At 63.5% G+C, this 21,038-nt stretch carries 16 protein-coding genes; 10 read left to right on the forward strand and 6 right to left on the reverse strand.

The window, feature by feature from the left end:
- Nucleotides 1-20: 20 nt before the first annotated feature.
- The gene (locus J2S71_RS08600; protein ID WP_021725933.1) at nt 21-389 is read left to right on the forward strand and encodes a VOC family protein; all 369 of its coding nucleotides are present in this window, start codon (nt 21-23) and stop codon (nt 387-389) included.
- Between the two features lie 79 nt (nt 390-468).
- On the opposite strand, the gene J2S71_RS08605 is transcribed toward J2S71_RS08600, so the two are convergent.
- A complete protein-coding gene (locus tag J2S71_RS08605) occupies nt 469-1,944 on the reverse strand; it encodes a C1 family peptidase (RefSeq protein WP_021725838.1) in 1,476 nt (491 codons plus the stop codon).
- A gap of 200 nt (nt 1,945-2,144) precedes the next feature.
- Here J2S71_RS08605 and J2S71_RS08610 point away from each other — a divergent pair, with 200 nt between their 5' ends.
- A complete protein-coding gene (locus J2S71_RS08610; protein WP_307390854.1) occupies nt 2,145-3,005 on the forward strand; it encodes an HAD family hydrolase in 861 nt (286 codons plus the stop codon).
- Between the two features lie 48 nt (nt 3,006-3,053).
- Here J2S71_RS08610 and J2S71_RS08615 read toward each other — a convergent pair whose 3' ends face one another.
- Both J2S71_RS08615 and J2S71_RS08620 read right to left on the reverse strand, forming a co-directional pair.
- Nucleotides 3,054-4,535 carry a glycoside hydrolase family 32 protein gene (locus tag J2S71_RS08615; RefSeq protein WP_307390857.1) on the reverse strand — a complete coding sequence of 494 codons (1,482 nt, stop codon included), beginning with the start codon at nt 4,533-4,535 and terminating at the stop codon, nt 3,054-3,056.
- Nucleotides 4,536-4,653: 118 nt separating this feature from the next.
- The gene (locus tag J2S71_RS08620) at nt 4,654-5,532 is read right to left on the reverse strand and encodes an AraC family transcriptional regulator (protein WP_307390860.1); all 879 of its coding nucleotides are present in this window, start codon (nt 5,530-5,532) and stop codon (nt 4,654-4,656) included.
- 122 nt (nt 5,533-5,654) lie between these two features.
- Between J2S71_RS08620 and J2S71_RS08625 the strand changes: the two genes are divergently transcribed.
- The 7 genes from J2S71_RS08625 to J2S71_RS08655 all read left to right on the forward strand — a co-directional run bounded on the left by J2S71_RS08625 (nt 5,655) and on the right by J2S71_RS08655 (nt 14,986).
- Complete coding sequence (locus J2S71_RS08625) at nt 5,655-6,761, forward strand: ABC transporter ATP-binding protein (protein WP_307390863.1); 1,107 nt, start codon at nt 5,655-5,657, stop codon at nt 6,759-6,761.
- A gap of 16 nt (nt 6,762-6,777) precedes the next feature.
- Nucleotides 6,778-8,112: an ABC transporter substrate-binding protein gene (locus J2S71_RS08630; RefSeq protein WP_307390866.1), complete on the forward strand. Its 1,335-nt coding sequence runs from the start codon at nt 6,778-6,780 to the stop codon at nt 8,110-8,112.
- Complete coding sequence (locus tag J2S71_RS08635; protein WP_021725926.1) at nt 8,112-8,984, forward strand: carbohydrate ABC transporter permease; 873 nt, start codon at nt 8,112-8,114, stop codon at nt 8,982-8,984. Before J2S71_RS08630 ends, J2S71_RS08635 begins: the two co-directional genes overlap by 1 nt.
- Nucleotides 8,984-9,835, forward strand: a complete 852-nt coding sequence (locus J2S71_RS08640) for a carbohydrate ABC transporter permease (protein WP_021725856.1) — start codon at nt 8,984-8,986, stop codon at nt 9,833-9,835. Before J2S71_RS08635 ends, J2S71_RS08640 begins: the two co-directional genes overlap by 1 nt.
- Before the next feature lie 112 nt (nt 9,836-9,947).
- Nucleotides 9,948-12,146 carry an alpha-galactosidase gene (locus J2S71_RS08645; RefSeq protein ID WP_307390870.1) on the forward strand — a complete coding sequence of 733 codons (2,199 nt, stop codon included), beginning with the start codon at nt 9,948-9,950 and terminating at the stop codon, nt 12,144-12,146.
- Between the two features lie 15 nt (nt 12,147-12,161).
- Complete coding sequence (locus J2S71_RS08650) at nt 12,162-13,739, forward strand: UDP-glucose--hexose-1-phosphate uridylyltransferase (protein WP_307390873.1); 1,578 nt, start codon at nt 12,162-12,164, stop codon at nt 13,737-13,739.
- Nucleotides 13,736-14,986, forward strand: coding sequence for a galactokinase (locus J2S71_RS08655; RefSeq protein ID WP_307390876.1), 1,251 nt, complete (start codon nt 13,736-13,738; stop codon nt 14,984-14,986). The genes J2S71_RS08650 and J2S71_RS08655 overlap by 4 nt, the downstream gene beginning before the upstream one ends.
- On the opposite strand, the gene J2S71_RS08660 is transcribed toward J2S71_RS08655, so the two are convergent.
- The 3 genes from J2S71_RS08660 to J2S71_RS08670 are packed head-to-tail and all read right to left on the reverse strand — an operon-like array spanning nt 14,983 to nt 19,402.
- The gene (locus J2S71_RS08660) at nt 14,983-16,752 is read right to left on the reverse strand and encodes a glycoside hydrolase family 13 protein (protein WP_307390879.1); all 1,770 of its coding nucleotides are present in this window, start codon (nt 16,750-16,752) and stop codon (nt 14,983-14,985) included. The genes J2S71_RS08655 and J2S71_RS08660 overlap by 4 nt on opposite strands.
- The gene (locus J2S71_RS08665) at nt 16,749-17,363 is read right to left on the reverse strand and encodes a metallophosphoesterase family protein (RefSeq protein WP_307390882.1); all 615 of its coding nucleotides are present in this window, start codon (nt 17,361-17,363) and stop codon (nt 16,749-16,751) included. Before J2S71_RS08665 ends, J2S71_RS08660 begins: the two co-directional genes overlap by 4 nt.
- Nucleotides 17,360-19,402 (reverse strand): BMP family ABC transporter substrate-binding protein, encoded by a 2,043-nt coding sequence (locus J2S71_RS08670; protein ID WP_307390885.1) that lies wholly within the window; start codon nt 19,400-19,402, stop codon nt 17,360-17,362. Before J2S71_RS08670 ends, J2S71_RS08665 begins: the two co-directional genes overlap by 4 nt.
- Nucleotides 19,403-19,536: 134 nt before the next feature.
- On the opposite strand from J2S71_RS08670, the gene gtfA reads away from it, so the two are divergent.
- Complete coding sequence (gtfA, locus tag J2S71_RS08675; protein WP_307390888.1) at nt 19,537-20,967, forward strand: sucrose phosphorylase; 1,431 nt, start codon at nt 19,537-19,539, stop codon at nt 20,965-20,967.
- Nucleotides 20,968-21,038: the final 71 nt, after the last annotated feature.

A 21,038-nucleotide genomic window follows, 5' to 3' on the forward strand; every position in this document is an offset into this window, starting at 1 on the left:
CCTAGGTTTGGGAGGACGCCATGAACTTTCGCTTCGTGCATCGCTGCACCCACGTCATCGACCTCGAGGCCACCCGCACCTTCTACGAGCGGGCGCTCGGCCTGGTGGTCGACCACGTGAGTGGCCCTGCGGACGGCTCGTGGTCCAACACCTTCATGACCGACCCGCACAGTGGCTTCCAACTGGAGCTCACCTGGAACCGGGGGCGCACCGAGCCCTATGACAACGGTGGCATGGACACGCACATCGCCTTCGTGGTGGACGACTTCGAGGCGGCCCACAGGCTGCACGAGGAGATGGGCTGCATCCAGAGGGAGAACCCCGCCATGGGGCTGTACTTCATCTGTGACCCCGACGGCCAGTACATCGAGATCCTGCCGGAGCGGTAGGCGATCGCAGGGCATGCACAGGCTGCTCGGATCCCCGTGGCTCCGGGCGGCCTGCCCGCACGCGAATGCTGGGACGGGCCTAGATGCGACGCCTGATGCCCAGGGCGCGGCCCATGCCACTCCAGGGCTCGACCTCGATGTCCCTGCTCTCGTCATCCCACAGCTCGAGCAGCTCGTCGCTCACGTAGCTGCGATGGGCGTCCACCTCGCCGCCGTAGAGGCGGAACCAGTCGGCGCTCATGATGAGGTAGCCGTCCTTGCCGGCGTCCTTGCCCCAGCTGTTCTCCACGCGCCAGGCCTTGGGCGTGCCCTTTGCGTCCAGCTCGACGCCCTGGAAGGTCATGGCGTGGGTCAGCTCGGTCTCGCAGACGTCGATCATGCCCGCACGATCCATGTCGAGGTCGACGCCAAACAGGCCGCTCACGTCCACGGCGTCCGTGGAGAGGACGTGCTTGAAGTCCTCGATGTGGCGGGGGAACTGCTGCATGACGTCGCAGGCCATCGCCACGGGCCTGCCGTCCTTCAGGCTGGCGATGGCCGCCCGCTCGAGCACCTCGGGCGCCACGTTGAGGCAGCGGGTCTTGAGGCCGCCGAGGACGGAGTCGCTGCGCAGCACGCGGTAGACCCTGCCATAGGGGAAGCGCCTTGAGGGGATGGAGACGAGCGCCACGTAGGCATCGGGGTCGAACGGCACGTAGCGCCTCACGAACTCGCGCGGCGTCAGGTGGGCGTCGCGCAGGATCTGTTGGGGTTTCTCGTCATCCCTATCGTCTTTGTCACCCGTGTCGGACGTCCTGGGCTTGGGGTCAGGCACGATGGGGGAGAGCCGGCTGGCGTCCGCCTTGCAGTCCTTGCCCACCTTGAGCTCCAGGTCAAAGGTCGTCGGTGGCTCGCCCAGGCACACGCAGAGGATCTGGTGCACGCCAGCCAGCAGCTCCTGCTTCCTGGCCGCAAGCTCGTCTGCAGCCGCGCCGCCGGCGGCCAGCGCGCGCAGCTCGAAGGCGCCCTTGTGCGTCACGCGGTCGAGCTGGTCATCCATCTGGGTGGAGCTCTTGGAGCAGGCGGTCTCGGGCATGGCGTCCTTGGGAACCAGGCCCCACTTCCTGATGATGTTCATGGCAAACGGGTACCAGCCGCCGTCACCCATGCCCTCCTGGAGGATCTCCTGTACCTCACGCGAGTCGGTGGGCTTGTCCGCGGTCTCGATGACATGCTCGAACAGGGCGTTGGCCTTCTCGAGCTTGTCATAGAACATGCCGTATGCCTGGCTGAACTCGAAGCTGTCGACGTCCAGGAAGCGCATGGTCGCCTGGCGCGCCACGTTGAAGGCGGAGAACATCCAGCAGCGGCCACTCTGGCGCTGGTTGGTGACCTCGCCCGTCTTGGGGATGGAGATGCCATAGGTGTCATGGTAGGTGCGCATCTGGGAGATGTCGCGGGCGGCGGCCATCACGTCCATGGAGGTCACGGAGTTGCGGGCCACACGGTTGGCGCGCTCCCGTGAGAAGGAGTCGTTACGCTCGGTTGCCCAGCTGGTGTCGAGTTCGGTGGTCATGCCTGGTCCCTTCGATGTGCGGCGCGGTCTCTCTGTAGCCACGCCATCATACGGCATTGCCCGTGGGTCGGACGTGTGGGGGATGCCGCCGCCCCGCCGCGTACCTGTGGTTTGGGATCGTTGGGTGTTTGCGACGTCCCATCGGCCTCCACCTTGCTACGATGAGCCCATCCGCAACGCGACGATGGGAGCCAGGTACCATGATCAAGCTCATCCTGACCGACATGGACAACACGCTGCTGCCCTTTCAGCAGCCGGCGAGCGAGCGGGCAATCGACGCCATCCACCAGCTCACCGAGCAGGGCGTGTTCTTCGGTCCCGCTTCGGGCCGCGACTGGGACTCCGTCCTGGAGTCCTTCAGGGGCGACAGCCGATGCATGCAGACGGCCCTGCTCTCCAACGGTAAGAAGATCTACGCCCACGGGTGCCTCATCAACGAGACGGCGGTGGACCGCGACAGCATGGTGACCATGGCCCATATGGTCTACGACCTGCCCGGCGTGTACGTGAGCGGCAGGGGAGACACAGGTGGCTTCATCTCGGGCACCACGTGCAAGAACCTCATGGGCACGTTCTGGGGCTCCAAGCGCGCGAGCGAGCTCTGCGCACCCGATGACATCCCCGAATTCCCCATCATCACGGCGGGTCTGCACTTCGAGGAGGGCTCCGAGGACGTCGACAACGTCGCCTGGGGCCAGCGGGTGCGCGAGGCGTGCCCCAAGCTCGACCTCATCTCGCCGGGCTCGCGCATGTTCGATGTCGTGCCCAGGGGCTGGTCGAAGGCGTCCGGCCTGCGCGTCCTGCAGATCCTGCTGGCCATCGATGCCAACGAGATCGTCTGCTTTGGCGACTCGGACAACGATGCGCAGATCCTGCGGGCCGCGGGCCATTCGGTCGCCGTCGCCAACGCCAACGACAAGGTGAGGGGCATCGCGCGCCATCACATCGGCCCCTGCGACGAGGACGCTGTGGGCCATGCGCTCGAGGACCTTGCCGATCTGGGAGAGGACGCCTTCGAGAAGTGGGACGAGGCCTACGCCGCGTCCCGACGGGGGGAGTGAGGCAGGGCCGGGCGGACGGGCCCTGCCGCCTGAGCGGGCGTCGTGGGCCTAGGCCAGCTGGATCTCCTCGTTCCAGCCGGGCATCTTGATGTCGGGCGTCCTGGCGGTCGCGTACATCTCGGCCATCGCGTCCTGCAGGGGGTAGGCAAAGCTGCGTGCCGCGCGCAGCGTGGTCTCCACGGTGAGGTCGGGCTTCTCGTCGGGGAACCAGCGACAGGAGAAGACCTCCTCGCCCCCATTGGCATAGACCTCCACGACCGAGCCATCCACCAGCACACGCAGGCTCGTCAGTCGCTGCAGGCGGATGAAGCGGTCCGTGCGCCCCGCCGCATGCCTAGCCTCCAGGTAGTTGATGGCCAGGCGGCCCTGCACGTAGCTGATCTGGAACGAATCATCCAGCGTGAGGGTCCCCACGGCGGAGGCGATCTGCTCGAGTGTGATGTCGGCCAGACGCCCCTTGATGTCAAGCGGTTCGTGGCTCTTCAGCACGCACTGCGTGCCCCTGAGCTGCCTGAGTTCGGGGACGGGGTTCTGTTTGAGCAGGTCGGTCTCCTCGTCGCGGGTGACCTCGCGCGGGACGGTCAGGCAGTGCCACCATGCCAGGTTGTCAGGCGTGGCGGAGTAGTTGCCATCGAAGGTGCCCAGCCATCCCACCAGGATCCAGCGGCCCTGCTCGTCCAGGAAGGTCTGTGGCGCATAGAAGTCATGGCCATGATCCCACTCCACGAACTGGCGCTCGTCCACCTCGCGTGTCTCCAGGATACGGCCCTGCAGCGGGAAGTAGCCCGACTGCCACATGTTCTGCCAGCGGTCATAGAGGCTGGGCAGGCCCTGCGGGTTCACGGCGAGGTACTCGTTGCCCTCTATGTGCACGATGTTGGGGCACTCCCACACATAGCCAAAGAAGTACCTGGGGTTGATGGCGTGCGAGAACGTCCAGGTGTACCCATCGGTGGAGTCATAGACAAGCACCATGCCATGGTTGTCGATGTGGCGGGCTCCCAGCAGCATATGGAGCCTGCCGTCCTCCTTCCAGACCTTGGGATCCCGCACGTGCATGGAGCACATGTCGGGATACTTCTCGGCAGAGATGACGACACGCTTGCCCGAGAAGGTGGTGCCATCCTCGCTCTCGCAGGTCAGCACATCGGCATGACGGCCGGCATAGACGAAGTCGAAGTCCTTGTGGTTGTGGTCGGGAGCGGGGCAGATCACGTTGCCGGTATAGAACACGCGCAGCTTGTCGCCACCGTCAGACGCGGTGCCCTTCTCCACGTAGGACGTTCCGGTAAAGACGCCATGCTTGTCATCCTCGCAGGAGGGTTCGAGGGGCATGCCGTCATACGTCCAGTGGATGAGGTCGGTGCTGGAGAACTCGCCCCATGCCTTCTGGTCGATCTCGGGCCAGCCGTGATCGTACTGGTAGAAGAAATGGTAGACGCCGCGGAACTGGCAGCAGCCGTTGGGGTCGTTCATCCAGGCGCGGGGAGAGCGAAGGTGAAACCCTACGTTCCAGGTGCTGTTGGGCATGGTGCTCCTTCTGTCGAAAAGCTCGCAAGAACTATACGGTATCCAGCACAGGGAAGGAGGGGCGAGAATGATTACACGGTTGCGCCAAACCACGAGCCTCGGTTGGATGCCGGGAAACCTACCCCGTGCCTTCCGTCGTGCCCGTCTGTCGCCTCCACTGCCGGGGCGAGACGCCTCGCGCGTTCTTGAAGGCGCACGAGAAGTGCAGCTGCTTGGAGTAGCCCACCGCCCGACCGATGGCCGCAATCGGGAGCGACGTGCATTCGAGCAGTTCGCAAGCGCGATCCATACGATATCCCATGAGGAAGCGCTGTGGGGTCGTTCCCACGGAGCGCTTGAAGAGGCTGCCAAAGTAGCTACGGTCAAGGCCGGAGTTTGCGGCGATGTCCTCGACCGTGATGTCCTCTTGGTAATGCGCCCCCACGAACTCCAGCGCCTCCCTCACATAGAACTCGCTCATGCCGCCGTTCGTGTCCTCCCGTGGCTTGAAGGAGGACCTGATGAGATGATCCAGGAACAGATAGGCGTGGCCGACCACGCCTAGGGTGCTTTCGCGCCCATGTGCCACGATGTAGAGCATCTCCTGCATCATCATATCCCGCTCGTACTGGGATGTGGGCTGGTAGAGGGGGTAGTCCTGCGAGAAGCCCGCCTGCGACAGCCTCTCGGCCATGCGCAGGCCATCGAACTCGATCCAGAGGTACTGCCAGGGGTTGTCGCCATCCGCCTGGTAGGTGGTCACCACGCGGGGAAAGATTATGAATCCCTGGCCCGCATGGATGGGCATGCTGCCCTCCTGACCGTCTGACCGTGTGAAGTCGAGCCTTCCCGTCCCATTGATGACGTAGTGAAAGAGGAAGTGATTGCGCCGTGCCGGACCAAAGGAGTGGTTGGCGGAGCAGCTCTCATGACCGTATTCGTAGGGGACAAGGTCTATGAAGTGACCACCCATGAAGGTGGTGTACACGAAGTCGGGCATGGCCCCTCCGTAGAACATGCGGGAAAATCTAGCATCTGGATATATTTGTATAGCAAAATCCTATATGGAATCCCCTTCATAGTTTGTACATTTATGCCAGTCCGATTGCTTGGGAGGCGTAGACGTAAGGGGAGAGCACTATGGCAGAGGTTATGCTCGAGCACGTCTGCAAGACGTACCCAAATGGGTTTGAGGCGGTCAAGGACTTCAATCTTGACGTAGCCGACAAGGAGTTCATCATCCTCGTGGGCCCCTCTGGCTGTGGCAAGTCGACGACGCTGCGCATGATCGCAGGACTCGAGGGCATTACCTCGGGAACGCTCAAGATTGATGGCAGGGTCGTCAACGGCACGGAGCCCAAGGATCGCGACATCGCGATGGTCTTTCAGAACTATGCCCTCTACCCCCACATGAACGTCTATGACAACATGGCGTTCTCCCTCAAGATGCGCAAGACTCCCAAGGACGAGATCGACCGCAAGGTGCGCGAGGCGGCACGCATCCTCGACCTTGGGCCGCTGCTCAAGCGCAGACCCAGTGCCCTTTCGGGTGGTCAGCGGCAGCGTGTGGCCATGGGTCGTGCGATCGTGCGCGATCCCAAGGTGTTCCTCATGGATGAGCCGCTCTCCAACCTGGACGCGAAGCTTCGCGTCCAGATGCGTACCGAGATCTCGAGACTGCACGATCGTCTTGGGGCAACGATCATCTATGTCACGCACGACCAGACCGAGGCCATGACCTTGGGAACGCGCATCGTCGCCATGAAGGACGGTGTCGTGCAGCAGGTCGATACCCCGCAGAACCTCTATGGCAGGCCCAGCAACCTCTTTGTCGCCGGCTTCATCGGGTCGCCCCAGATGAACTTCATGGATGTCCAGGTGAGCCTAGTGGGCGACAGGGCAATCCTTACCGTGGGCACGCATGCCATCACCTTGGAGGGCGATTGCGCAAGGGCACTCGCTCCCTACGACGGGAAGGTCGTTGTCATGGGCGTGCGTCCGGAGGACGTGCACGAGGCCGGCACGACCGAGGGCCTGCGTCTGAGCGAACCGTTTTCCGCAAAGGTGAGCGTGTACGAATTGCTGGGTGCCGAGGTGATGCTCTACTGCGACGCCGATGGCCTCTCGCTCTCCGCACGAGTGGGTCCGGAGACCAAGGCGGGCGTCGGCCAGACCGTTGGCCTGTGCCTCGACCTCGAGAAGATCCACCTCTTTGACAAGGCTGGCGAGTACGCCATCGCGCACTAGGTTGGGGGTCTGTGACATGACGAGACACGATGACAGGACAGTTCCCGTCACCTCGGGAGGGCCGTCGCTCACCAGGCGCTCCCTTATGAGGCTTGCCGCCAGTACGACCGCCGTGGGGGCGAGCGTCGGGCTGGCCGCGTGCGGATCCTCCTCCGGTAGGACCGAGATCGAGGTCATCCAGTACAAGCAGGAGGCAGTCAAGGTGTTCGAGGAGCTTGAGGGAAAGTTCAATGCCACGCATGATGACATCCACCTCACCATCACCTCGCCCAACGATGCCATGACCGTCATCAAGACGCGCTTCATCCGTGAGGACTATCCGGACATCATTGGCATCGGTGGAGATATCAACTACTCCAACTTCGTCGATGCCAACATCCTGGCGGACCTGTCGGACTATGCGGGCCTTGACAACGTAAAGCAGTCCTATCGGGACATCCTCGAGAGCCTGGAGTATGTGCCCACGGAGGGAAGCTTTGGCGTTCCCTACATGTCCAATGCCGCGGGCATCCTTTACAACCGCCAGATGTTCGAGCAGCATGGTTGGGCCCTACCCGGAACCTGGACGGAGCTCTGCGAGCTCTGCGAACGCATTCGGGGGGAGGGGGTTCTCCCCATCTACTTTGGCTTCAAGGATACCTGGACCTGTGCGGCGCCGTGGAACGCGCTGGCCGTCGAGCTGGCGCCGACCGATCTCTACCAGCAGGTCAACGAGGGGAGGGCCACGTTCTCCGACTACTACCGTGAGCCTGCGGAGAAGTTGCTCAAGCTCTGTACCTATGCCGAGGACGGTCCGGTGGCCTTTGACTACAACTCCGCATGCACGGCCTTCGCGAACGGCGAGGCGGCCATGTACCCCATCGGCTCCTATGCGGTCCCTCAGATCCTCTCGGCCAACCCTGACATGGACATCGACTCCTTTGTGATGCCGGGATCCGATGACACGGACAAGCTCGTGCTCAACTCGGGGGTCGACCTCCAGTTCTGCGTGTGCGCTGCCTGCAGGGACAAGGAGGCCGCCTATGAGGTGCTCGACTTCTTCCAGGAGCATGGCTCTCAGCAGGGATATGTGGACGAGCAGAACGCCGTGCCCTGTTCCACGGGCGACTTCCGGCTGCCAGGCATGCTGGACGGCATGAGGGACTACATCAATGATGCCAAGGTCGCCGACTACCAGGACCATCACTATCCCGACGAGATGTCCGTCCCGGCCATGCTGCAGACGCTTGTCATCGACGGTGACGTCGATGCGTTCCTCGCAAAGTTCGATGCCGATTGGACACGCTACAACCGTGATGTCATCCGTAAGGTCCAGGAGTACAGCCAAGCGCATGGCCAGGGAGGCAACTGATGGGCAAAGAGGAGAGGGCGCAGGAGCGCTCGACAGACAGGAGCAGGACCTTCCGGTGGATGCTCGTTCCCATCCTCATCCTGTTCTTCGTGTTCAATACGGTGCCGCTCATCCAGGGGTTCGTCTACAGCTTCACCAACTTCAAGGGCTACGGCAGCTTCGAGTGGGTTGGCCTCAGGAACTACGCCGACCTCTTCACGGACGGTCGCGTGGGTAACTCGTACCTCTTCACCTTCAAGCTGGCCATCGTCACGACCATCGTCGTGAACGTGCTGAGCCTCATCCTGGCGCTCGCCCTCAACGGCAGGATTCGCCTCAAGAGCACGCTCAGGGGGCTGTACTTTGTGCCCGCCATCCTGGGATCTTTGGTCGTGGGCTATGTCTTCAACTACTTCTTCACCTACATCGTGCCCTTTCTCACCAAGGCGACCAGCATGCTCGCTGACAGGAACACTGCCTGGATAGCCGTCGTGATCGTGTGCGCCTGGCAGTCCATCGCCATGAACACGATCATCTACATCGCGGGCCTGCAGACGGTGCCCGAAGACGTGTACGAGGCGGGCGCGCTTGATGGCGCGACGGGCTGGAACAGGTTCCGCCACCTCACGTTTCCGCTGATCATGCCCTTCTTCACGATCAACGTGGTCCTGTGCATGAAGAACTTCCTGATGGTGTTCGATCAGATCCTCTCCCTGACCTCCGGTGGGCCCGCCCAGTCCACGGAGTCCATCTCGTACCTCATCTACAACAATGGCATGTCCGGGGGGCAGTTTGGCTTCCAGAGTGCCAACGCCGTGCTGTTCTTCATCGTCATCGTCGCCATCTCGGTGTTCCAGATGAGGGTTCTGGGCACCAGGGAGGAGCAGCTGTAATGTCTGCACACGTCAAGGACGCTCGAGAGCGTACCAACTGGCCCGTCACCGTCCTGCTCGTCCTGGGGCTCGTGACCATCCTGTTCCCGCTGTACATGACCATCGTCATCGCCTTCAAGCAGCCCAGCGAGATGACGAACGACATAGGGGGCATCCTGTCCCTGCCCAAGGTCTGGAGCTTTGACAACTTCGCCCAGGCCATCGAGGTCACCGACTTCTGGGGCGCCCTCGGTGCGAGTCTCGTCATCACGGGCGTCACCGTTGGGCTCGCCATTGTCATCCACTCGCTGGCAGGCTATGCCATAGCGCGCAACATGCAGGCGAAGCGCTGGTTCAAGTGGTCGTACTACTACATCGTGAGCGGCATGTTCGTGCCCTTTGCCATCCTCATGATGCCGCTCATCAAGCAGACGGCATACCTACACATCGACAACATCGTGGGTGTCATCATTCTCTACGTGGTGTTCTACATGCCCATGAACGTCCTTCTGTACACCGGCTACCTCAAGAACATCCCCCTGGCCCTCGAGGAGGCCGCCCATGTGGATGGCGCCTCCACGTGGTCGACGTACTGGAGGATCATCTTCCCCCTCATGAGGCCCATGCATGCGACCGTTGCCGTCATCACGGCCCTCAGCGTATGGAACGACGTCATGACACCGCTGGTCATCATGAGCGGTTCGGGCATCGTCACCCTGCCCCTCGCGCAGCTGACGTTCCAGACGCAGTTTGGCACCAACTACAACCTGGCCTTTGCCTCGTACCTGCTGGCGCTCCTGCCCATGCTGGTCTTCTACGTCTTCGCCCAGAGGCAGATCATCAATGGCGTCGTGAACGGCGCCGTGAAGTAGGGCCGAGCCAGGGGCGTGCAACGACGCGCGCGGACGGCAGGCGCGTCTATCCCCGTACGTACCTTTTCGCAGCGTGTTCGCCTGTCGCAAAGACCAACCCCGAGGAGGGACGATGCCCATCGTCATCGACGAGCAGAGCAGCACGATGACCCTCGTCACCGACCACACGAGCTACCAGATGCAGGTGGACATGCTGGGCTATCTGCTGCATCTCTATTGGGGTCCCAGAAGCAGAGGCTGCATGGACTATCTGCTGACCTATGCGGATCGAGGCACCTCGGCAAATCCGGCGGTAGCCCATGACAGGCGCAGCTACTCCCTGGATGCGCTGCCTCAGGAGGCCTCCTTTGCGGGAGGGGGCGATTGTCGCAGCCCCATGCTGCGCGTTCGGGACGCGCGGGGGGCCTTCGGGTGCGACCTGCGCTTTGCCGGGTTCGAGATAGAGGAGGGCAAGTACGCCCTTCCGGGCATGCCCGCCGTGTACGCCGAGCCAGGGGACGGTGCCCAGACGCTCAGGGTGAGGCTGCACGACGTCCGCCTCGGCCTTGAGGTGGAGCTGCTCTATGGCGTGATGCCACACCAGGATGTCATCTGCCGTGCCACACGCGTGACGAATGCCGGCGGCGCGGGCGTGACGATTGACAAGCTGCACAGCGCCTGCCTGGACTTCGTGCATGGTGACTTTGACCTCATGAGCTTCTATGGGCGCCATGCCATGGAGCGTCAGCCCCTGCGTGAGCATCTCGATCATGGCCTGCATGTCATAGGCAGCAGGCGGGGCACCTCCTCGCACCAGTACAATCCCATGCTCATCCTCTCCGACCATACGACATCCGAGACGGCAGGACGCTGCTGGTCCATGCAGTTCGTCTGGAGTGGCTCCTTCCGTGCGGAGGCGGAGCGTGACCAGTACGACCAGACGCGCTTGCAGATGGGGCTGGCGGAGGAGACGTTCTCCTATCCGCTTGCCCCCGGTCAGAGCGTGACCAGTCCCGAGATCATCATGAGCTTCACCGATCGGGGCTTCGAGCGGCTCTCACACAGCCTCCATGACATCATCCGCACGCGCGTGTGCCGGGGCTGGTGGAGGGACAGGGTGCGTCCCATCCTCCTGAACAGCTGGGAGGCCTTCTACATGGACTTCAGTGGGGATGACATCGTCTCGCTGGCCAGGCGGGCAGCCGAGCTTGGCATCGACATGCTGGTTCTGGATGACGGCTGGTTCTCGCGGAGGAGCACGGACGACAGGGCGCTCGGCGACTGGTGGGTCAACGAGGAGAAGCTTGGCGGGACGCTGAGGGACCTCATCGGGCGCGTGAACGACCTAGGGGTCAGGTTTGGCATCTGGATGGAACCCGAGATGGTGAGCCAGGACAGCGACCTCTTCCGCGCCCACCCCGATTGGGCGCTCACCATTCCCGGCAAGGAGCCCGTGGTGGGCCGTAGCCAGCTCGTGCTCGACTTCTCGCGCCCCGAGGTCGTGGATGCCCTGTTCGATCAGGTCTGCAGGCTCCTTGACCAGGGAAACATCGAGTACCTCAAATGGGACTACAACCGTTCGATCATCGACGTGTACTCTCCGTGCGCCAAGGACCAGGGTAGCGTTACCTACGACTACATGCTGGGCCTCTACGACATGCTCGAGCGCATCACCGCCCGCTATCCCAAGCTGCTCATAGAGGGCTGCGCCGGTGGGGGCGGACGCTTCGACGCGGGCATGCTCTACTACACGCCACAGATCTGGTGCAGTGACAACACCGATGCCATCGATCGGCTGAGGATCCAATACGGCACCTCGTTCGGCTATCCCTGCTCTGTGGTGGGGTCGCACGTCTCTGCCTGTCCCAACCACATGAGCGGACGCAGCGTGCCGCTTTCCACACGCGCCTGCGTGGCCATGGCCGGCACCTTTGGCTTCGAGCTCGACCTCGCCGAGCTGCCCGCGGAGGCGTATGACTCCATACGCGGACAGGTGGGGGACTTCAGGCGCTATGCCTCCCTCGTTCAGCGGGGGAGGTACTACCGCCTCACCGACCCCCTGCGCGATGCCGTGACGGCCTGGGAGCTTGTGGCTCCTGATGGCTCGGAGGCGCTCGTGAGCGTGGTCATGAACAGGATGGAGGTCAACAGGGGGTCGCTCTATGTGGTACCACGGGGGCTCACGCCGGACGCGCTCTACAGGGACGAGGAGACGGGCGGGATCTATCCGGCCGATGCCCTCATGTGCATGGGAATGCCGCTCCCATCCGGCCTGCATGAGTATCAGAGCCACAGGTACCACCTGCTGCGCTGTGACACATGCGGCGGCTGAGGGAGGAGGAACGCTGTGAGTGTGACCGATGGGGATGCACGGGCTTCCAGGGACGTCGAGGGTACCGTTCTCGAACTCGTCTCGTATGGGGTCGAACGGGGGCTGATGAAGGAGGACGACCGCACCCTTGTTGCCAACCAGCTGCTGGATGTGCTTGAGGCGAGGCCCTCCGCGACGTTCGACCCTACGGCGACGGTCATGGCCCGCCCGCTGGAGGACATGTTGGCGGACCTCTTGGACGACGCCGTTGCGCATGGGGTCATCGAGGACGGCATCGCGAGTCGTGACCTGTTCGACACGCGTCTCATGGGTTGCCTCACGCCACGTCCGAGCGAGGTCATCCGTACGTTTTGGCAACGCTACGAACGGTCCCCCGAGGCCGCGACCGACTACTTCTATCGGTTGGCTCAGGACTCCGACTACATTCGCACCTACCGTGTGGCACGAGATCTCACCTGGGTGGCGAAGACCGCCTATGGCAACCTCGACATCACGATCAACCTCTCGAAGCCCGAGAAGGATCCACGCGCCATCGCGGCTGCCCTCAAGGCGGGGGCAGACGGCGAGCGCTACCCCCGCTGCCTGCTCTGTCCCGAGAATGTGGGCTATGCGGGTGCGCTCGATCGCCCAGCGCGCCAGACCATCAGGCTCATCCCGCTCACGTTGGGCGGAAGCCAGTGGTTCCTGCAGTACTCGCCCTACGTCTACTACAACGAACACTGCATCGTGCTCTCACGCGAGCACACCCCCATGCTCATCGATCGACAGGCCTTCGTGCGCCTGCTCGACTTTGTGCGGATGTTCCCCCACTATACGGTGGGATCCAATGCCGACCTGCCCATCGTGGGCGGTTCCATCCTCACGCACGAGCACTTCCAAGGTGGCCGCTATGAGTTTGCCATGGCACGCGCGGCGGCACGTGAGCGGCTCTCGTTCGTGGGCTTTGATGACGTGCATGCCTGTGTGGTGGACTGGCCGCTCTCGGTGATCAGGCTCGATGGTGCGAATCCGGCACGGCTGGTCGAGCTGGCGGATCGTGTCCTCACGACCTGGCGCGCCTATAGCGATGAGTCGGCTGGCATCCTGGCCGAGACGAACGGCAGGCCCCATAACACCATCACGCCCATCGCGCGCCGACGTGGGGACGACTATGAGCTCGACCTCGTGTTGCGCAACAACCGCACGAGCGAGGAGCACCCCCTGGGAATCTTCCACCCACACGCAAAATACCATCACATCAAGCGCGAGAACATCGGCCTCATCGAGGTCATGGGTCTTGCGGTGCTGCCTGCGCGTCTCAAAGGGGAGATGGCGCGGGTGCGTGAGGCCATCTGTGCGGGCGAGGACGTCTCGTCGATTCCTGGGGTCTCGGACCATGCCCCATGGGTAGGCGAGGTCTTGACGCGCCATCCCGAGATCGGCAAAGGTGCAGATCCCGCAGTGGTGGGCGCGGTCCTCAAGGAGGAGATAGGGCTCGTCTTTGCGCTGGTGCTCGAGAACTGCGGCGTCTTCAAGGCGGACGAGGCTGGTCGGACAGCCTTCCATGCCTTTGTCGATACGGTCAACCGCTGGCACGGAGAGGGGCAACGATGAGGGTTCCCACCATTGAGGAGCTGGGCAGGGTCTATGGCAATGGGGCGGTGGGTGCCCTGCCGCGCTTCGAGACGCTGGCCGGTGCCTTCGAGGAGCGCTTCGGCGTGCCGACGGATGCGGTCTCGTACTTCTCCGCACCGGGTCGCACGGAGATCATCGGCAACCATACCGACCACAACGGGGGCAAGGTTCTGGCGGCAAGCATCACCATGGACAGCATCTGCGTAGCCGTCCCCGCGACAGGATCGCAGGTGCGCATCGTGAGCGAGGGCTACGACGAGCCCATCGTCATCGCCCTGAACCATCTGGACGAGGTCAAGCCAGGGCCTGGGTCCATGACGCTCGTGGCGGGCATGCTGGTGGCGCTCAGGCAGGCGGGCTTCACGGTGGGTGGCCTCGATGCCCATGTCTCCTCCGAGGTCATTCCCTCGGCGGGTGTCAGCTCGTCCGCCTCGTTCGAGATGCTTGTCGGCACGGTCGTGAGCCATCTGTTCAACGGGGGAGGCATCGATTGCGCGACCATCGCGCGTGCCGGACAGTTTGCCGAGAATCATTTCTGGCTCAAGGCATCGGGCCTCATGGATCAGATGGCCTGTGGTGTGGGGGGCACGATTCTGCTTGACTTCTGCGACGGCGCCCGGTACCAGAAGGTCAGGTTCAGCCTTGACGACGTGGGCTACGACCTCGTGATCGTGAACACGGGCAGGGGACATGCGGATCTCTCCGCCGAGTATTCTGCGATTCCCGATGAGATGCATGCCGTCGCCCATGCCCTTGGCGTTGAGCAGCTCTGCCAGACCAGTGAGGATGCCTTGCTTGAGGCCCTGCCGCACCTGCGGAGGGAGCTGGGATGTGACCGCGCCATCCTGAGGTCGCTCCACTTCTTCGAGGAGTGCAGGCGTGTGGACGAGGCTGCCGCCGCACTTGGTGCCGGAGACGAGGGGCGCGTACTCGATCTCATGCGCGCATCTGGCAACTCCTCCTGGAAGTGGCTGCAGAACACGGTGGTCCCGGGCTCTGCCCAGGACCAGTCCATCCCGCTCGTGCTTGCACTCACGGAGCTGTACCTGAGACGTATTGGCTCTGGCGTGTGCCGCGTGCACGGCGGGGGCTTTGCGGGCGTCATCATGTGTGCGCTCCCCAAAAGGGAGACGGCAGGTTACGTGGACTTCATCTCCTCATGCGTCGGCCGCGAGAACGTGCACCCCATGGGCATACGCCAGGCGGGAGCGGTACGCATCTGTTAGCCCTTGGGGTCACCAGCCGCCGTGCAGACGGCCTCGAGCTCCCCGTACGTCATGGCACGTGCGACGACGATGGACTCGTAGGGCCTGAGCGCCAGACGTCCGTCGGCGCACTTCCCTGTGGGCCCATCCGGGTAGTTGGAGAGGAGGAGCGCGCTATCGTCGCGATAGGCGACAGGCAGCCCCACCGTCGTCCCGTGTGCGCAGAAGTTGCAGGCAACCAACAGACCCTGCTTGTCGAGGACGCGCTCGTACGTGAGGCTCTCCTCGTTCGTGGGGTCGAGCATGCGGAACGTCCCGTGCACGATGAGGTCGCTCGCATGGCGCAGGGCGATGAGCATACGATAGAACGCGAGCACGGAGTCCGTGCGTCCGCGCTCCTCCTCCATGTTGACGGACGGGTAGTTGGGGTTGACGGGCATCCAGGGCGTCCCGCAGGTGAAGCCCGCCTCGTGCCCAGCGTCCCACTGCATGGGCGTGCGGGCGTTGTCGCGGCTGCGTGCCCTGAGCGCCGCCAGTGCCTCCTCGTCCCCCTCGCCGCAGTCCTCCCTGAGCATGCGCCAGGCGTCCTTTGACTCCAGGTCCCTGAAGTCGTCGATGCACGCAAAGGGGTAGTTGCACATGCCCAGCTCGTCGCCCTGAAAGATGTAGGGCGTCCCCTTCATGAGCATGAGACAGCAGGCAAGCATCTTGGCGCTCGTCTCGCGCCACTCATCGCTGTCGGAACCCCAGCGTGACACGGCACGGGGCTGGTCGTGATTGCCCCAGAAGAGGCTGTTCCATGCCCTGCCCTCGAGGCCCTCCTGCCAGCGCCTCACCGTCTGCTTGAGCTCGCTCAGGCGTGGGCGGGCGCAGGTCCACTTGCCATGCGTGGCGTCATCCCCCAGGCTCGTGTGCTCGAACTGGAAGATCATGTCCAGTTCGCTGCCGTCGAGGTTCGCATAGCGGCAGGCCTCCTCCATGCCCACGCCAGGGCACTCGCCGACGCACATGGTGTCATGCCCTGCCAGTGCCCGCGTACGCATCTCACGCAGGTACTCGTGCTCGTGCGGGCCACTCGACGGGATGGTGTCCATGGCGTAGCCGCTGGGGCCGGGGGTGCCGTCCTCGAACGTCGGCCCCTTGGAGATGAGGCTGATGACATCCATGCGGAAGCCGTCCACGCCCTTGTCCAGCCACCAGCGCATCATGGCATACACGTCATCCCTCACGGCGGGGTTGTCCCAGTTGAGATCAGGCTGCTCCTTGGCAAAGAGGTGCAGGTAGTACTGCTGGCAGGTCTCGTCCCACTCCCAGGCGCTTCCACCAAAGCACGAACCCAGGTTGCTGGGCTCGTGCCCATCGACTGCGGCACGCCAGATGTAGTGGTCGTGCAGGGGATTGTCCCGGCCCGACCGCGCGGCCACGAACCAGGGATGCTCGCTTGAGGTATGGTTGACCACCAGGTCCATGACCACGCGGAGTCCGAGCCCATGGGCCTGGGCCAGGAGCTCGTCGAAATACGCCATCGTGCCAAACTCCGGCGCGATGCCTTGATAGTCGCTGATGTCATAGCCCATGTCCACCATGGGCGAGCGGTAGATGGGCGAGAGCCAAAGCACGTCAACGCCCAGCCACGCCAGATAGGGCAGGCGCCTGATGATGCCGCGCAGATCGCCCACGCCATCGCCGTCGCTGTCCTGGAAGCTCCTAGGCCAGATCTGATAGACGACCGCGCGTTGCCACCAACGCTCCGTCGTGAGGGGTTGTGGGATTGTATCGGTCATCATGCTCGCCTCTCTTGTCCTCCTGGAAGCTCGATGAGTTGGGAGCCACACACGTTGATGATCCTCGTGCCGCTGGGGTGTATGAGCTCCCGCTGAATGCGGCCGTACTGCACATGGATGTGTCCATGGAGCATGAGCGTGGGCCTGTACTGGTTCAAGGTCTCGTTGAACGCCTCGAAGCCATGATGCGCCAGGTCATCGAGATCCCCATAGCCACGGGGCGGCGCATGGGTCACCAGGATGTCGACGCCCTGCGCAAGCTCGGATCTCGTCTTGAGCCTGCACATGCGCCTGCGCATCTGTGCCTCGGAGTACAGGAAGGGACCCACGCGATAGCGCATCGCACCGCCCGCCCCAAAGATGCGGAGTCCCTTGCCCTCCCAGAGCCTGCCATCGATGCTCGTGCATCCCCCGGGCGCACGCGTCAGGTACGCCTCGTCATGGTTGCCCGGCACATAGAGCAGGGGGACGCGCGCCATGGTCACGATGAACTCCAGGTAGTCCGCCGAGAGGTCGCCGCAGGAGATGATGAGGTCGGCCTCGTCGAGGCGATCCCGATCGAGGTACTCGTACAGCCAGGGCTCCTCCACGTCCGATAGGGCAAGTATCCTCATGCGCCCATCCCGCCTTGTCGGGGCTCGTCACTCTGCGGGCCGCATGGGTCGTCATGGTTCCGTACGCCCGCCAACGAGGTGCGCAGAACCGCCTCGTCGGGTGGGATGTCGATGACGCCGCTGATGCGGACCATCGCCTTTCCCTGGTCGGTGAGCTCATCGTAGGAGGGGAGGCTCCCCTCCACGTTTTGGGCGAGCCACCGCATACTGGCGATCTGTGCGTCCGAGAGCGATGATCCCTCATGGCCGAGGGATCCCTGCCGCGTGTCGATCACGCCCCCGAAGGGGGAGAGCATGCCCTTGACGATGGCCTCCTTGAGCAGCGTCGCAAGTGTGTGCGAGCCGCGGGGCAGGTCGTCCATGAGGCGAATGTCCACGGCGCCCGTGCCCATGCCCCACCAGTAGTTTGTCGGCCTACGACGCACGGAGCCGCCCCGCTGCCAAAGGTCCTCCATGAGGTAGCGACTGACCAGCTCATAGCAGCGGCCCCATCCCCAGAGAGGGTAGGCGAGCATATGGGGCCCATCGCCCGTCTCGCGCCAGATGCCAAACGAGGCCAGACTCGACGTGGGGTCAAAGTAGTCGCTGCCCGAGATGACGCGGGCGCCCTCGGCGAGCATGTCCTCACGCCAGCCCAAGCCACGGCCCCGTACGGACGCCCACCTCAGGTGTATGCGTGCCTGGGGATCAATCAGCTGGGCGCCCAAGGCAAATGCGTTGACCTCTGCCACGCTGCCATAGACGGGATAGCTGGCAAGGTAGCCAATCTGATGGTTCTCCGCGGCACTGGCCGCCAGTGCCCCTAGGATGAACTTGGGCTCGTACATCCTGCCGTAGAGCGTGCGCACGCGCGCGCTTGCCAGATTGAGGGAACAGTTGAGGAACTCCAGGGCGGGGTGCGTGATGGCGGCCGTGAGAGTCAGCTCCATCTGTCGGGGCGACGTAGTGACGATGAGGTCATCACCATCGGCAACCGCAGCGTCGATGGCCGCCGCGAAGCGCTCGGGACGGTCGCAGTCGTAGAAGGGCACGGTCTCGATCTGGTCACCCAGCTGCTTCTCGAGATATGTGCGGCCATCGTCATGCGCGAGTGTCCAGCCCGAGACCAGAGGGTCCCCCTCGTACAGGAAGGCGATGCGCAGGGGCGCACGCCTGCGCTCGGTCCCCTCATGGACCCTCACCAAGCTCGACACCATGCGGGATACGGCGCCCGTCTCGGTCTTTGGGACGTCCACGAAGTCCACATCCTCCTCGCCCATGCCGAGGGCCAGCTCGTCCCAGATGGCACCAAGGTGCTCGTCGATGCGCGCGGGAGAGCACTCGTGCAGGGCGGCGGGGCCAAAGACCTTGAGATAGATCAGCAGCGCGTCCCCATCCGTGAGGTCCACGGGAGCGGCCTGCTCCGCCCTATGCCAGAAGCGCTCCCTGAAGGTCACCGCAAACGCGTGGAGGTCGCGGACGTCGTCCTCGGGCCACGGCTCCGTGAGCGTGTGACCCAGCTCGCGGGCGAGCAGCGCATAGGAGCCTTCGCGCGTGAAATTGATCCCATACAGGGGACAGACCTGCCAGAAGTCAAGGAACTCCCGGTACAGGCGGTAGGAGGGGTCACGGGAGGGATGGGGCAGCAGACGCGTGACCTCGGCGTGCACGGTGGGCGTCCCCAGAAACTTGCCTACGGAGACACGCTTGTTGCCCTCCAGGACATAGAAGTGCTGGAGGTACTCATAGACGCGGATGGACTCGCGGATGCCCTCGGCGACCTGGGACTCGCAGAGGGCCTCCCACTTTCCCGCGAACTCGCTTCCCGCATCTGCCAGTGGCATGAAGCTCCGGGAGAAGACATTCTGCCTGCCGCGCGTGCGTGTGCCAATGACCAGGTAGAGGGGGATCTCCATGGTCCCCAGGGGTACCTCGTGCATGGTGGCGACGCTGTCCACCATGCCCTCGAGCGCGGGCAGATAGGGGTATGCTCCCCGTGCGATGTCGGAGCGCGCCTCTCGCCGTCCCCTGCTGTGTGCCCTGTGGTAGTAGTCCGCCATGCCTGCCCCTTTGGATGAGTCTCCCACGCCCCTGAGACGACAATCTGGAATCGATTCCATCATAATCAAAGCAGGGCGCTCGTGCCCCTGCAGCATCGATGTGTGACCCACGTGTCAGGTTGGAAGGGACCCCCATGAAGCTCAACAACAAGATCATGCTCATCACCTATGCTGACAGCCTCGGCAAGGACCTCACGGACCTGCGCGAGGTGCTCGACAGCCACTTCGATGCGGCCGTGGGCGGGGTGCACATCCTGCCGTTCTTCCCCTCCTCGGGAGACCGCGGCTTCGCCCCCCTGCGCTACGACGTGGTGGACGAGGCCTTTGGCAGCTGGGACGACATCAGGCGCATCGGCGAGCGGCGCTACCTCATGTTCGACTTCATGATCAACCACATCTCGCGCCACAGCCCCTACTTCGAGGACTTCATGGCCAAGAGGGACGCCTCGGAGTTTGCCGACTTCTTCATACGCTACAAGGACTTCTGGGCGGCGGAGGGCGGCTTTCCCACGCAGGGGCAGGTGGATGCCATCTACAAGCGCAAGCCGCGCGCGCCCTACGTGGACGCCACCTTCGCCGACGGCTCCACCGAGAAGCTCTGGTGCACCTTCGGCGAGGAGCAGATCGACATCAACGTGAGAAGCGAGCGCGCCCAGCGCTTCTTTGCCGAGACGCTCACCACCATGGCCGAGAACAACGCCAGCATCATCCGCCTGGACGCCTTCGCCTATGCGGTCAAGAAGCCCGGCACCAGCTGCTTCTTCGTCCAGCCCGAGACGGGTGAGCTCCTCGAGGCCATGCAGCGCATCATCGAGCCCTATGGCACCATGGTGCTGCCCGAGATTCACGAGCACTACACGATGCAGATGAGGGTCTCAAAGATGGGCTACTGGGTCTACGACTTCGCCCTGCCCGTGCTCACGCTGCACGCCCTCTACGACGGGGACGCCACCTACCTTCAGAGGTGGCTCGAGATGAGCCCCGCACATCAGTTCACCACGTTGGACACCCACGATGGCATCGGGATCGTGGACGTGAGGGACCTCATGCCCGACGACGTCGTGGATGCCACGAAGGAGAAGATGTTCTCCGAGGGCGCCAACGTCAAGAAGGTCTACAACACCGAGGCCTACCACAACCTGGACGTCTACCAGGTGAACACCACCTACTACTCGGCGCTCGGCAACGACGATGACGCCTACCTGCTCGCCCGGGCCATCCAGTTCTTTGCCAAGGGCGTTCCCATGGTCTACTACGTGGGCCTGCTGGCGGGCAGGAACGACCTCGAGCTGCTCGAGGCCACCAAGGAGGGGCGCAACATCAACCGCCACTACTACAGCCGCGAGGAGATCGACCGCGAGGTGGAGCGTCCGGTGGTGCGCGAGCTCATCAGGCTCATGGAGCTGCGCAACAGCCATCCCGCCTTCGACGTGGACGGAGGCTTTGAGGCCACGATTCCCGAGGAAGGTAGGCTCTCCATCCGCCGCACCTCTGCCGATGGCGGCGCCTGGGCCCAGCTCGACGCCAACCTGGCCCATCGTTGCTTCGGGATCTCGCACTCATAGGGAGCCGTGGCAGGAGGCCGCCTACCGGAACGGCGCCGCAGGGGTTCCCTGCGGCGCCGCCGTGCGCCGTG

Source organism: Olsenella profusa DSM 13989 (genome assembly GCF_030811115.1).
Lineage (GTDB): Bacteria > Actinomycetota > Coriobacteriia > Coriobacteriales > Atopobiaceae > Olsenella_F > Olsenella_F profusa.

Coding starts and splice junctions, on each gene's coding strand:
- J2S71_RS08600 (WP_021725933.1), top strand. CDS start 21: ATGAACTTTCGCTTCGTGCATCGCTGCACCCACGTCATCGACCTCGAG.
- J2S71_RS08605 (WP_021725838.1), bottom strand. CDS start 1,944: ATGACCACCGAACTCGACACCAGCTGGGCAACCGAGCGTAACGACTCC.
- J2S71_RS08610 (WP_307390854.1), top strand. CDS start 2,145: ATGATCAAGCTCATCCTGACCGACATGGACAACACGCTGCTGCCCTTT.
- J2S71_RS08615 (WP_307390857.1), bottom strand. CDS start 4,535: ATGCCCAACAGCACCTGGAACGTAGGGTTTCACCTTCGCTCTCCCCGC.
- J2S71_RS08620 (WP_307390860.1), bottom strand. CDS start 5,532: ATGTTCTACGGAGGGGCCATGCCCGACTTCGTGTACACCACCTTCATG.
- J2S71_RS08625 (WP_307390863.1), top strand. CDS start 5,655: ATGGCAGAGGTTATGCTCGAGCACGTCTGCAAGACGTACCCAAATGGG.
- J2S71_RS08630 (WP_307390866.1), top strand. CDS start 6,778: ATGACGAGACACGATGACAGGACAGTTCCCGTCACCTCGGGAGGGCCG.
- J2S71_RS08635 (WP_021725926.1), top strand. CDS start 8,112: ATGGGCAAAGAGGAGAGGGCGCAGGAGCGCTCGACAGACAGGAGCAGG.
- J2S71_RS08640 (WP_021725856.1), top strand. CDS start 8,984: ATGTCTGCACACGTCAAGGACGCTCGAGAGCGTACCAACTGGCCCGTC.
- J2S71_RS08645 (WP_307390870.1), top strand. CDS start 9,948: ATGCCCATCGTCATCGACGAGCAGAGCAGCACGATGACCCTCGTCACC.
- J2S71_RS08655 (WP_307390876.1), top strand. CDS start 13,736: ATGAGGGTTCCCACCATTGAGGAGCTGGGCAGGGTCTATGGCAATGGG.
- J2S71_RS08660 (WP_307390879.1), bottom strand. CDS start 16,752: ATGATGACCGATACAATCCCACAACCCCTCACGACGGAGCGTTGGTGG.
- J2S71_RS08665 (WP_307390882.1), bottom strand. CDS start 17,363: ATGAGGATACTTGCCCTATCGGACGTGGAGGAGCCCTGGCTGTACGAG.
- J2S71_RS08670 (WP_307390885.1), bottom strand. CDS start 19,402: ATGGCGGACTACTACCACAGGGCACACAGCAGGGGACGGCGAGAGGCG.
- gtfA (WP_307390888.1), top strand. CDS start 19,537: ATGAAGCTCAACAACAAGATCATGCTCATCACCTATGCTGACAGCCTC.